Below are 11,840 nucleotides of genomic sequence, written 5' to 3'. Positions count from 1 at the left end.
CGCCGTGCGCCGCAGCGCACGAAGAGAGAGGATCAGGCGAAGGTGTCGATCAGCGTGCCGAGCATTTCATCACTGGCTTTTTCAACTTTGACGCCTGCCTGGACTTGAATCCGGCCTTGGGTCAGTTCAACCACATTGGTAGCCATGTCGGAGCGTTGCGGACGATCGACCGAGCGCAGACGCTCAAGCTGGAAATCCGAAGACTGACTGCGTCCGGACACTTCGGTCGCGGGACTGGCCAGCTGCGTCGCAGCCTGATCGACACGGCTCTGCCCGACCTGCATTGCGCTAAGGCCTGGGTACAGCGTGTTGTTCAGTGAGATTTGCATGAGCACGATCCTCTGTTCGGAACGAACATAGCGATTAAAGCAGCAATGCGGCCGGATTACTCAGCGACGCGACTAGTGGCATTGCGCCTTGTGACGCACCTCACACTCGTCGACGCTCTTACGCTTAATCCAGCAACTCCAGATGCAGATGCTCGGCGATCATTTCCGCGGTCGCTTTTTTCATGTACGGCACGCGCCCAAGGCACGGCGCCGGCAAACGCTCAGCCAGCGTGGCGAGGTTCTCTTCAAGCCGAGAGGTTTTGGGATCGATGATATTCGCCACCCAGCCCGCCAGTTGCAGACCGTCGTTGGCGATGGCTTCGGCTGACAGCAACGCATGGCTGATACAGCCCAGGCGCACGCCCACCACCAGAATCACCGGCAGTTTGAGCGCGATGGCCAGGTCAGACAGATTGGCCTGATCGGCCAGTGGAACGCGCCAGCCGCCAGCCCCTTCGATCAGCGTGAAATCAGCCTGCTTATCGAGGATATGCCGCATCGGGCCGAGCAAGGACTGCACGGTCAGCGCGACTCCCGCTTCCCGCGCGGCCAGATGGGGCGCGATGGCAGGCTCGAAGGCCACCGGGTTGACCTCGTTGTAGGTCAGTTGGATCGAACATTCGGCGCGCAAGGCGACGGCGTCCGAGTTGCGCAACCCCTTGGGTTTGACGTCGCAGCCGGAGGCGACCGGCTTGCCCGCCGCCGTGCTCAACCCCGACTGCCGCGCCGCGTACAGAAGCCCCGTGGCGATGGTGGTCTTGCCGACGTCGGTATCGGTTCCCGTGATGAAATATGCAGCGCTCATCGTGGCGACCATCCGTTCAGATATTTCAAACTATTGCCTGCTTACTATAGCGCCCGTGTAACAGGCGCCGACTTAATAGATCATTCTTTAATCAATGCCGGATTTCGCCAGAATGGCGTACACCACTTGGTACGTGGCGGGCAGGCCCTCTTCCTGACGAAACCTTTCGTACGCTTCCATCAACGCCTGGATTCGCGCACGGCCGGTCAGGCCTCCCGGACGACCCGGATTGAGGTTGTGCGCGCCCAGCGCCTTGAGTTCATGGGTCAGGCTGCGCACGTCGGGATAGTGCAACACGTGGGGAAGGACTTCGAGACTGTGTACCTGCAGCCCGCTGGCGGCGCAGAGGCGTTGATATTCTTCGCGCTCGCGGAAGCGGTTGACGTGGACCATGCCATCCACCGCCTGCCAGCTGTCGCGCAGTTCAAACAGCGTCCCGACGCAGAGGCTGGCAAAAGCGAACACGCCGCTCGGTTTCAGCACGCGACGCGCTTCGCTCAGCACCGCGGAGAAATCCGGGCACCATTGCACCGCCAGGCTGGAGAACATGAGGTCAACGCTCGCGTCGCGCAGCGGCAGGTTCTCGGCGTCGCCTGCCAGGTAATGAGTGGCACCGCCTAATGGCCGTGCATAACGCAGCATGCCTTCGGCGAGGTCTAGCGCAACCCCTTCGCTCTGGGGAAACTGCTGCGCCAGCGCGCGGCTGAAACACCCGGTGCCGCTGCCCAGGTCCAGCCACCGGGATGGCGCCATCTCCAGCATCTGAGCCGGCAGTCGTTTCATCAGCTCGGTGCCGACGGCGCGCTGCAAATCGGCCACGCTGTCGTAGCTGGTCGCGGCCTTCGAGAAGGACGCCGCCACCTGACGCTTGTCCGGCAGGGTGTGTTGCCAGGATGCCTGTTGCTGCTTCACGGCCTTCAGCACCGCGCAATGGGAAAGATCAGTCATCACCGGACTCGTGTAAAAACGCATGAACTGCAGCGGCGACGCCGTGCGGGTTTTCCAGAATGAAGGCGTGACTGGCCTGCTCGATCACGCCGACTTCGATATCAGGCTGGAGGGTCAGAAGATCCGCCGATGCTTCAGCGGGCACCAACGCGTCGAGGCCGCCAAACAGGTGCAATTGAGGGCCGCGAAACGCTTGCAGCGCTTTGCGCGTGTCCATTTGCTCAAGCAGCTTCAGGCCTTCGATCAAGCCGGCGCTGGTGCCGTGGGGCGCGCAGGCTTTCAGTTGTCTCGACAGCGCCCGTGGCTCTTCGGCGCCTTGCACGCACAGCAGACTGAAGCGCTTGAGCGTTGCGTCCAGGTCGGCTTTGCAACCGGCGATAAACGCATCGAAATCTGTTTGAGGCATCGCGTTGGGCCACTCGCTGCGGGCCACGAAGCAGACGTTGCTGGCGAACGTCGCCAGTCCACAGCAGCGCTCGCCCCGGCGCGCGGCCAGTTCGGTGGCCAGCATGCCGCCCAGCGACCAACCGCCCAGCCAGACGTTGTCGGGCAATGTAGAGTCCAGCTCATCGAGCCAGTCGTCGAGGTTGTCGGTGTCCATGTCAGGCAACGGCTCGATCACGACCCGCAAATGTTCGTCCAGCCCCCGCAGCGCTGCGGCCAGCGGTTCAAGGGGCGAGACGCCAAGGCCCCAGCCCGGCAACAGGATCAACTGATCACGCATGGTCTGGCTCCGATGATTCGTCTACGCCCAGCAGCGGATAACACTGCTCCAGTGCCTGCAACAATAGCTGCACCTGGGCTTCGCTGTGGGCAGCGGACAACGTCACGCGCAAACGCGCGCTGCCCGCAGGCACCGTCGGAGGCCGAATGGCGGTGACCATCACCCCGCGCTCACGCAGCAATTGCGAGAGACGCAAGGCGCGACCGCTGTCGCCAATCAGGATCGGCTGAATGGGCGTGAAACTGTCCATCAACTCCAGGCCGAGGGCTTGAGCGCCGGCGCGAAACTGCTTGATGAGTGCCGCCAGGTGCTCACGCCGCCAGTGTTCGGTGCGCAACAGTTCGAGGCTTTTCAGCGTCGCGCACGCCAGCGCCGGCGGCTGGCTGGTGGTGTAGATGTAGGGGCGGGCGAACTGGATCAGCGTTTCGATCAGCTCTTCGCTGCCCGCGACGAACGCGCCCGCGGTGCCGAAGGACTTACCCAGCGTGCCGATCAGCACCGGGACGTCATCGATGCCAAGACCGAAGTGCTCGACGATGCCTGCACCGTTCGCACCCAGTGGGCCGAAGCCGTGTGCATCGTCGACCATCAGCCATGCGTTTTTGGCTTTCGCCGCCTTGGCCAGCGCGGGGAGGTCAGCGACGTCGCCGTCCATGCTGAACACCCCGTCGGTGACTACCAGCGTGTCACCCACCGCTTTGTCCAATCGGCTGGCGAGGCTGTCGCAATCGTTGTGCAGGTAGCGGGAAAAACGCGCACCGCTGAGCAGGCCGGCGTCGAGCAACGAAGCATGATTGAGGCGGTCTTCCAGCACGGTGTCGCCCTGCCCCACCAACGCAGTGACGGTGCCGAGGTTGGCCATGTAGCCGTTGGAAAACAACAGCGCGCGAGGCCGACCGGTGAACTCGGCGAGGGCTTCTTCGAGCGCGTGATGGGGCGTGCTGTGGCCAATCACCAAATGCGAGGCACCACCGCCGACGCCCCAACGCTCGGCGCCCGCTTGCCACGCAGCGATGACTTCAGGGTGATTTGCCAGCCCCATGTAATCGTTGTTGCAGAACGCCAGCAGCGGCTTGCCGTCGACAATCACTTCAGGGCCCTGCGGGCTTTGCAGCAAGGGCCGCTGACGATAAAGGTGCTCGGCACGACGGGCAGCGAGACGTGCGTTCAGATCAAAAGACATGCAGGCCTCGGGTCAAGCCACTGATGAAGGATCAAACAGCCGCGTCGTAAAACAGCTCGCTGCTTTTCTGCTCGATCAGCGCTTGTTCGATGGCTGCCTGATGCACCTCGTCCGAGTGCTCTTCGCGCGCTTCGGGCTGAATGCCCAGACGCGAGAACAGCTGCATGTCCTTGTCAGACTGCGGGTTGGCGGTGGTCAGCAGTTTGTCGCCGTAGAAGATCGAGTTGGCGCCGGCGAAGAACGCCAGGGCCTGCATCTGGTCGTTCATGGCTTCGCGGCCTGCGGACAGGCGCACGTGGGATTGAGGCATCAGGATGCGCGCGACGGCCAGCATGCGGATGAAATCGAACGGGTCGATATCCTCGGCGTTTTCCAGCGGCGTGCCGGCCACTTTCACCAGCATGTTGATCGGCACGGATTCCGGATGCTCTGGCAGGTTGGCCAGCTGGATCAGCAGATTGGCGCGGTCGTCCAGGGATTCACCCATGCCCAGGATGCCGCCGGAGCAGATCTTCATGCCCGAATCACGCACGTACGCCAGCGTCTGCAGGCGATCGCTGTAGGTGCGGGTGGTGATGATGCTGGTATAGAAATCCGGCGACGTGTCGAGGTTGTGGTTGTAGTAATCGAGGCCAGCGTCGGCCAGCGCCTGGGTCTGGTCCTGATCCAGCTTGCCGAGGGTCATGCAGGTTTCCAGGCCCATGGCTTTGACGCCTTTGACCATCTCCAGCACGTAGGGCATGTCTTTGGCCGACGGGTGTTTCCACGCCGCGCCCATGCAGAAACGGGTCGAACCAATGGCCTTGGCGCGTGCAGCTTCTTCCAGCACTTGCTGGACCTGCATCAGCTTCTCTTTTTCCAGACCGGTGTTGTAGTGGCCCGATTGCGGGCAGTACTTGCAGTCTTCCGGGCAGGCGCCGGTTTTGATCGACAGCAGGGTCGAGACTTGTACGCGGTTGGCGTCGAAGTGAGCGCGGTGCACGGTTTGCGCCTGAAACAGCAGGTCATTGAATGGCTGTGTGAACAGCGCCTTGACCTCGGCTAGATTCCAGTCGTGACGCAGATTGGCAGTGATGCTGGCGCTCATGGGCGGCTCCTTGATGTTTTCTGGACGATGACCCGGGCGGCTTTGCCCAGCGGCAAAACCGGAAAGCCCACAGGCGCAACACGGATGTTCGGCATATTTAAGGAAGCGACATGCGCTGTCAACCATATAACGGGCACGAGGTTTACATCTGGTTAAAAAACGCACAAACGTGTTTGTTGTGCGATGAAGCGACTGATTCAAGCACCCCGATCTGCATGCCCTGTGAGCGCGAACTCCCATGGCTGATTGACCAGTGCGACCGTTGCGCACTGCCCATGCCGATGTCCGGCCTGACCTGCGGCGCCTGCAATCGCCACCCTCCCGCCTTTAATGATGTGGTCGCTCCGTGGCTTTACGACTTCCCGATCGACGCGCTGGTCACACGCTTCAAGCATCAGGGCAACTGGCCGCTGGGACGGCTGCTCGCCGAGCTGTTGGGCGAGACCCTGCAGCATCGCTTCAATGACGGCCTGCGCCGACCCGACTTTCTTATCCCGGTGCCACTCGCCAAAAAACGACTGCGCCAGCGAGGCTTCAATCAGGCAGCGATGTTGGCGAACTGGCTCGGCGCTCGACTGGGACTGCCTGTGGATGAGCGCGTGATCCGCCGCGTGAAAGAAACACCTTCGCAGCAGGGTCTGGATGCAAAAGCCAGAAAGCGCAATCTGGCGTCTGCCTTTTCGCTGAGGGATGCCACGCCGATTATCGGCAAGCACCTTGCATTGATCGATGACGTCCTCACCACCGGCTCGACGGCGAATGCATTGGCCAGCCTGTTGCGCAACGCCGGCGCCCGATCGGTGGATGTGTATTGCCTGGCGAGAACGCCGAAGCCTGGGGACTAGCCCGCCAAGAGACCAAGAAATCCGCAGCATTCGGGTGCAAGGCGTTTTGGCTTACACTCCGGCGTCATCACTTCCAGCGCATCCGACCCTTATGTCACTACCGCCTTCTCTCACCCAGCACATGGTCCGTCGCCCGCATCGCATCGCGCTGTTGCAGCACATTGCCGAGCAGGGTTCGATCACCCGAGCAGCGAAAAGCGCCGGGCTGAGTTACAAGGCGACGTGGGACGCCATCGACGAGCTGAACAATCTGGCGCAGAAACCGCTGGTCGAGCGCAGCGTTGGCGGCCGTGGTGGCGGCGGCGCGAAATTGTCGGCCGAGGGCGAGCGCGTGCTGCGGCTTTATCAGCGCCTGCAAGCGCTGCAGACCCAACTGCTGGAAACCTCGGAGGAATCTGATGACCTCGCTCTGCTCAGTCGGTTGATGCTACGCACCAGCGCGCGCAATCAGCTGCATGGTCAGGTCAGCGGCGTTCGTTCTCAGGGCCGCAACGACATGATCACGTTGCAACTCGCGGGCGGCTTGTCGATCGAGGCGCAGATCACCCACGACAGCACCTTGCGACTGGGGCTTGAGATCGGCACGGATGTGTTCGCCCTGATCAAGGCCGGCTGGCTGGAATTACTGGCGCCCGCCCAGGCTGAAACAACCGGACACAATTGCCTCACCGGTAAGATCGAGGAAATTCTCGACGCCGAGGATGGCCCGAGTGAAGTCAGAATTGTCCTTCCCAGCCACCAGATTCTCTGTGCGGTGGTCGATGCGGACCGGCTGCACGCCTTGCAGCTCAAGGTCGGCGGTGAGATTAAGGTTCAATTTGCGCCCTCAAACATTCTGCTCGGCACGCCGCTTTAAGCGCCGCTTGCACGGACTATTGGCGCCCGACTCGTCATTTGACCGACACAATAACGTCATGAGCGCTGCATAGGGTTTTGCCCTAAACCGCAGGGAGCCCGTGATGACGCTATTAAAAGATAACCAATCCACCGACCTCGAAAACATGGTTGGCCTGACCCGACGCGGATTCATCAGCGCGGGCGCCCTGTGCGGCGCGGCGATGTTTCTCGGGGGCAACTTGCTCAGCCGCAGCGTAATGGCCGCCAGTGTGAGCGCTGCCAACGGGACGCTGCTCGGTTTCGACAGCATCCCCTCCTCCACCGCCGACAGCATCAGCCTGCCGCCCGGTTATCGCTCCTCGGTCCTGATCAGTTGGGGCCAGCCGCTGCACACCGACGGCCCGGCCTTCGACCCCAGCGGCAAGGGCACGGCGAAGATGCCGGAGCTGCAATTCGGCGACAACAATGACGGCATGAGCCTGTTCACCTTCCCCGGCGACAAGCCGGACACCGCCAGCCGCGCGCTGATGGCGATCAACAACGAATACACCAATTACCGCTACCTCTTCGATCACGGCAAAGACCCGCAGTCCGCCGAAGACGTGCACAAGGCCCAGGCCAGCGAAGGCGTCTCGGTGATTGAGGTCAAGCGCGACGGTCAGCAATGGGCGTTCGTGCAAGGCTCCAGATACAACCGGCGCATCCACGGCAACACGCCGATTCACCTGAGCGGGCCGGCCGCCGGGCATGAATGGTTGAAGACCGCCGCCGACAAAACCGGCAAGAACGTGCTCGGGACTTTCCAGAACTGCGCCAACGGCAAGACGCCGTGGGGCACCTATCTGACCTGCGAAGAGAATTTCACTGACTGCTTCGGCAGCAGCGATCCCGCGCAGACCTTCGACGCCGCGACCAAGCGCTACGGGGTGACCGCCGCCAGCAAGGAAGTGAACTGGCACCTGCACGACCCGCGCTTCGACGTGGCCAAAAACCCCAACGAACCCAATCGCCATGGCTGGGTGGTGGAGATCGACCCGTTCGATCCGAAATCCACGCCGGTCAAACGCACCGCCCTGGGCCGTTTCAAGCACGAAAACGCCGCGCTGACCGAAACCAAAGACGGCCGCGTCGTGGTGTACATGGGCGACGATGAGCGCGGCGAGTTCATCTACAAATTCATCAGCCGCGACAAAGTCGATCACAAACATCCCAAGGCCAACCGCGACATCCTCGACCACGGCACGCTGTATGTGGCGCAGTTCGACGCTGGCGACAGCAACCCCGATCACCCGAAAGGCCAGGGCAAATGGATTGAGCTGAGCCACGGCAAGAACGGCATCGATGCGGCCAGTGGCTTCGCCAATCAGGCTGAAGTGCTGATTCATGCCCGGCTGGCGGCAAGCCAGGTTAAAGCGACGCGCATGGACCGGCCCGAGTGGATCGTCGTGAGCCCCAAGGACGGTCAGGTCTATTGCACGCTGACCAACAACATCAAGCGTGGCGATGAAGGGCAGCCAGTGGGCGGCCCAAATCCCCGGGCGAAAAACCAGTACGGGCAGATTCTGCGCTGGCAGGAAACCGGAGCGGACGCCGCCTCCATGGATTTCGCATGGGACTTGTTCGTCGTCGCCGGCAATCCAGGCGTGCATGCAGGAACGCCGCAGGCCGGATCAACCAATATCAATCCGCAGAACATGTTCAACAGCCCGGATGGCCTGGGTTTCGATGCTGCCGGGCGGCTGTGGATTCTGACGGATGGCGACTCTACCAACGCCGGTGACTTCGCCGGCATGGGCAATAACCAGATGCTGTGCGCTGACCCGGCCAGCGGCGAGATCCGCCGATTCATGGTCGGGCCGGTGGGGTGTGAAGTGACCGGCATCAGCTTCGCGCCCGACCAGAAAGCGCTGTTCGTCGGCATTCAGCACCCTGGCGAAAACGGCGGCTCGACCTTCCCCGAGCATCTGCCAAACGGCAAGCCGAGGTCCTCGGTGATGGTGATCACGCGGGAGGATGGCGGCGTGATCGGCGCCTAATTTTTGGGAGATCTCCCGTTGTCCAGGCGAGGCGCTATCTCGCTGCAAACACAGCCTCTGTGGGAGTGAGCTTGCTCACGAAGACGGCGATTCAGGCGCTAAAGATGCAGCGGGTGTCCTGGCCTCTTCGCGAGCAAGCTCGACTCCCACATGGACGGTGTTTGCTGCGCGACAGCGCGGCGTTTGGTCGCCGGCATATCTCCCACAAGGATCGCGGTCGTCTGCTGATGCAGCTTTCCAAGCTGCACCGCACTTGCGGAAGTAAGCTTGCCACTGTGTCAGGTGTAACTCGCCTGAGTTACCATGACTGGCCCGACGCGGCAGCCTGCTGCGCGCAGGAGTTAGCATGGCCCACCCGTTCGCAACACTTACACCTGACCTGGTGCTGGACGCCGTCGAGAGCATCGGCTTTGTCACCGACGCCCGTATTCTCGCGCTCAACAGCTACGAGAACCGCGTCTATCAGGTCGGCATCGATGAACAGCAGCCGCTGATTGCCAAGTTCTACCGGCCCGATCGCTGGACCAACGACGCCATTCTCGAAGAGCACAGCTTCACCGCTGAATTGGCCGACGTCGAAATCCCGGTCGTCGCGCCCCTCGTGCACAACGGCGAGACCTTGTTCGAGCACGCCGGTTTTCGTTTCACCCTCTTCCCCCGTCGTGGCGGCCGCGCGCCAGAGCCCGGCAACCTTGATCAGCTGTACCGTCTGGGCCAGTTGCTCGGCCGCATTCACGCCGTCGGCGCCACGCGCCCGTTCCAGCACCGCGAAGCCCTCGGCGTGCAGAACTTCGGCCACAACTCGCTGAACTACCTGCTGGACAACAACGTGATTCCGCGCAGCCTGCTGCCGGCCTATGAGTCGGTTGCCAAAGACCTGCTCAAGCGCGTGGAAGACGTCTACGCCGCCACGCCTCATCAGAACATCCGCATGCACGGCGATTGCCACCCCGGCAACATGATGACCCGCGACGACATCTTCCACATCGTCGATCTCGACGACTGCCGCATGGGCCCGGCGGTGCAGGATGTCTGGATGATGCTCGCGGGTGATCGTCAGGATTGCCTGAGTCAGCTGTCGGAATTGATGGACGGCTACAACGAGTTTCACGACTTTGACCCGCGTGAACTGGCGCTCATCGAGCCATTGCGCGCACTACGCCTGTTGCATTACAGCGCCTGGCTGGCCCGTCGTTGGGACGATCCGGCATTCCCCCACAGCTTTTCCTGGTTCGGCACCGAACGCTATTGGGGCGATCAAGTGCTGGCGCTGCGCGAGCAGTTGTCCGCGCTGAACGAAGAGCCGCTGAAGCTGTTCTGAAAACGCTGAACACCCTGCAGGACACCACAACAAGAAACTTGCCGAAGGACCACTCATGCAAGCTGCCAACCCGCGTCGCGGGTACATTCTGGGCCTGAGCGCCTACATCATCTGGGGACTGTTTCCGATCTACTTCAAGGTGCTTGCCAGCGTTCCCTCGCTGGAAATCATCGTCAATCGGGCGATCTGGTCGGCCATCTTCGGCTCGCTTCTGCTGCTGGTCTGGAAGCATCCCGGCTGGTGGCAAGCGCTGCGGGATAATCCCAAACGCTTCGCCATTCTTGCCTGCAGCGGATCGTTGATTGCCGCCAACTGGCTGATCTACGTCTGGGCCGTGAACAACAACCACATGGTCGAAGCCAGCCTGGGTTACTTCATCAACCCGCTGATCAACGTGATGCTCGGCATGGTGCTGCTGCGTGAAAGACTGCGCCCCTTGCAATGGGTGGCGGTGATGCTGGCGTTGATCGGCGTGCTTCAGCAGGTCTGGCAAGTGGGCAGTCTGCCGTGGGTGTCGCTCGCGTTGGCGTTCACCTTCGGCTTCTACGGCCTGATTCGCAAAAAAGCGCCGGTGGCTGCGTTGCCCGGGTTAGTGGTGGAAACCTGGATTCTGGTGCCGCTGGCCGTGGGCTGGCTGATTTTCAACCCGCTGGCCGACAGCGCACAGCCCGCGTTCTGGACCACATCGCAGGCGCTATGGCTGGCGGCGGCCGGTCCGGTGACCCTCGTGCCGCTGGTGTGCTTCAACGCAGCAGCGAGGCATTTGCCCTACGCGACGCTGGGCTTTTTGCAGTACATCGCACCGACCCTCGTGCTGGCTTTGGCGGTTGTGCTGTACGACGAACACATGCCCTCGGCCACCTTGGTGACCTTCGCCTTCATCTGGGCCGGGTTGATCATTTACAGCGTTGACGCCTGGCGCTCGCTACGCAAACGCGCCCAGGCCTGAGCAGGCAAGAGGGATCGCTGCAGGCCCGCCAAAACCGGAGCCGGCAGCGGTTACATCGATGACTCGTCCGTGGGCAGATGTAATTCCACCATCAGGTCATCCGCCAGGGTTTCCAGCCGCTGCTGCAGCACATCCAGTGAAAGATCCATCGGCAATCCCAACTCGGCATGGGCGCGAAACAGCGTTTCGCTGCTCATGGGTGCTGGCTCGACGCTGGTCACCAGATGCTCCAGGTTGACGCCTTGCTCGGTCAGCACGCGAGTGACGTCGCGCACGATCCCGGATCGATCATTGCCCACCAGGTCCATGGTGATGGGCCTCCACTCCGGCAAGGATTCCGGAAGGACTTCGGCGAACAGGACGCGGATGCCTTTTGCCGAAAGCCCTTCCAGCGCGCTGCGCAGGGGCGGATGCGCGTCGACAGGCGCGCTGACCCGCAGGATCCCGGCGAACTGTCCGGCCATATGTGACATACGGCTTTCCAGCCAATTGCCACCGTGATCGGCAATGCAGGCCGCGAGCTGCTCGACCACGCCTGGCTTGTCTGGCGCAGACACTGTGACGATAAGATGTTCCACAAACGACTCCTTTTATCCGCAGCGAATGAGGCCTGTTTAATACCACGCCCCATGGGTTGTGGGGGAGTATAGGCACGTCTACCCGGCGCGCAGTGGCGTCACTGCTTCAGGAATTTTTGTGTACGATCCTGATAATTATCTGGAACAATCTGCACGTTCTTTGAGAACATCCGACACCGTCGCGTGACCGAATGCCCA

General features: G+C 61.8%; 12 protein-coding genes. 5 read left to right on the top strand and 7 right to left on the bottom strand.

All coding sequences use genetic code 11. The annotated features are described in order from the left end of the window. Positions 1-32: 32 nt before the first annotated feature. The 6 genes from QWI20_RS19770 to bioB form a co-directional block, all read right to left on the bottom strand. Positions 33-329, bottom strand: a complete 297-nt coding sequence (locus QWI20_RS19770; protein WP_265388029.1) for a pyrroloquinoline quinone biosynthesis protein PqqE — start codon at positions 327-329, stop codon at positions 33-35. Between the two features lie 124 nt (positions 330-453). Next, a complete protein-coding gene (bioD, locus tag QWI20_RS19765; protein ID WP_369306870.1) occupies positions 454-1,134 on the bottom strand; it encodes a dethiobiotin synthase in 681 nt (226 codons plus the stop codon). Positions 1,135-1,221: 87 nt separating this feature from the next. Further along, positions 1,222-2,082: a malonyl-ACP O-methyltransferase BioC gene (gene bioC, locus QWI20_RS19760; protein ID WP_369306869.1), complete on the bottom strand. Its 861-nt coding sequence runs from the start codon at positions 2,080-2,082 to the stop codon at positions 1,222-1,224. Continuing rightward, positions 2,075-2,806, bottom strand: a complete 732-nt coding sequence (locus QWI20_RS19755) for an alpha/beta fold hydrolase (RefSeq protein ID WP_369306868.1) — start codon at positions 2,804-2,806, stop codon at positions 2,075-2,077. Before QWI20_RS19755 ends, bioC begins: the two co-directional genes overlap by 8 nt. Continuing rightward, entirely contained in the window at positions 2,799-3,989 is a 1,191-nt protein-coding gene (gene bioF / locus QWI20_RS19750; protein ID WP_369306867.1) for an 8-amino-7-oxononanoate synthase, read from the bottom strand. The genes QWI20_RS19755 and bioF overlap by 8 nt, the downstream gene beginning before the upstream one ends. Positions 3,990-4,020: 31 nt before the next feature. After that, positions 4,021-5,076: a biotin synthase BioB gene (gene bioB / locus QWI20_RS19745; protein ID WP_369306866.1), complete on the bottom strand. Its 1,056-nt coding sequence runs from the start codon at positions 5,074-5,076 to the stop codon at positions 4,021-4,023. 110 nt (positions 5,077-5,186) lie between these two features. Here bioB and QWI20_RS19740 point away from each other — a divergent pair, with 110 nt between their 5' ends. From QWI20_RS19740 to rarD, 5 genes are all read left to right on the top strand, one after another. Further along, entirely contained in the window at positions 5,187-5,921 is a 735-nt protein-coding gene (locus tag QWI20_RS19740; protein ID WP_369306865.1) for a phosphoribosyltransferase family protein, read from the top strand. A gap of 91 nt (positions 5,922-6,012) precedes the next feature. Next, positions 6,013-6,777, top strand: coding sequence for a TOBE domain-containing protein (locus QWI20_RS19735; protein ID WP_369306864.1), 765 nt, complete (start codon positions 6,013-6,015; stop codon positions 6,775-6,777). Between the two features lie 103 nt (positions 6,778-6,880). After that, positions 6,881-8,794: a PhoX family phosphatase gene (locus QWI20_RS19730; RefSeq protein WP_369306863.1), complete on the top strand. Its 1,914-nt coding sequence runs from the start codon at positions 6,881-6,883 to the stop codon at positions 8,792-8,794. A 346-nt stretch (positions 8,795-9,140) separates the two neighbouring features. Beyond that, complete coding sequence (locus QWI20_RS19725) at positions 9,141-10,115, top strand: serine/threonine protein kinase (protein WP_192173144.1); 975 nt, start codon at positions 9,141-9,143, stop codon at positions 10,113-10,115. Positions 10,116-10,170: 55 nt separating this feature from the next. Continuing rightward, a complete protein-coding gene (gene rarD / locus QWI20_RS19720) occupies positions 10,171-11,064 on the top strand; it encodes an EamA family transporter RarD (RefSeq protein WP_369306862.1) in 894 nt (297 codons plus the stop codon). Between the two features lie 50 nt (positions 11,065-11,114). On the opposite strand, the gene QWI20_RS19715 is transcribed toward rarD, so the two are convergent. Further along, complete coding sequence (locus QWI20_RS19715) at positions 11,115-11,642, bottom strand: glycine cleavage system protein R (protein ID WP_369306861.1); 528 nt, start codon at positions 11,640-11,642, stop codon at positions 11,115-11,117. Positions 11,643-11,840: the final 198 nt, after the last annotated feature.

It is taken from the genome of Pseudomonas sp. W2-17, from assembly GCF_041060445.1.
Taxonomy (GTDB): domain Bacteria; phylum Pseudomonadota; class Gammaproteobacteria; order Pseudomonadales; family Pseudomonadaceae; genus Aquipseudomonas.
This window is presented reverse-complemented; position numbering and strand designations above follow the sequence as displayed.

Coding starts and splice junctions, on each gene's coding strand:
- QWI20_RS19770 (WP_265388029.1), bottom strand. CDS start 329: ATGCAAATCTCACTGAACAACACGCTGTACCCAGGCCTTAGCGCAATG.
- bioD (WP_369306870.1), bottom strand. CDS start 1,134: ATGAGCGCTGCATATTTCATCACGGGAACCGATACCGACGTCGGCAAG.
- bioC (WP_369306869.1), bottom strand. CDS start 2,082: ATGACTGATCTTTCCCATTGCGCGGTGCTGAAGGCCGTGAAGCAGCAA.
- QWI20_RS19755 (WP_369306868.1), bottom strand. CDS start 2,806: ATGCGTGATCAGTTGATCCTGTTGCCGGGCTGGGGCCTTGGCGTCTCG.
- bioF (WP_369306867.1), bottom strand. CDS start 3,989: ATGTCTTTTGATCTGAACGCACGTCTCGCTGCCCGTCGTGCCGAGCAC.
- bioB (WP_369306866.1), bottom strand. CDS start 5,076: ATGAGCGCCAGCATCACTGCCAATCTGCGTCACGACTGGAATCTAGCC.
- QWI20_RS19740 (WP_369306865.1), top strand. CDS start 5,187: ATGCGCTGTCAACCATATAACGGGCACGAGGTTTACATCTGGTTAAAA.
- QWI20_RS19735 (WP_369306864.1), top strand. CDS start 6,013: ATGTCACTACCGCCTTCTCTCACCCAGCACATGGTCCGTCGCCCGCAT.
- QWI20_RS19730 (WP_369306863.1), top strand. CDS start 6,881: ATGACGCTATTAAAAGATAACCAATCCACCGACCTCGAAAACATGGTT.
- QWI20_RS19725 (WP_192173144.1), top strand. CDS start 9,141: ATGGCCCACCCGTTCGCAACACTTACACCTGACCTGGTGCTGGACGCC.
- rarD (WP_369306862.1), top strand. CDS start 10,171: ATGCAAGCTGCCAACCCGCGTCGCGGGTACATTCTGGGCCTGAGCGCC.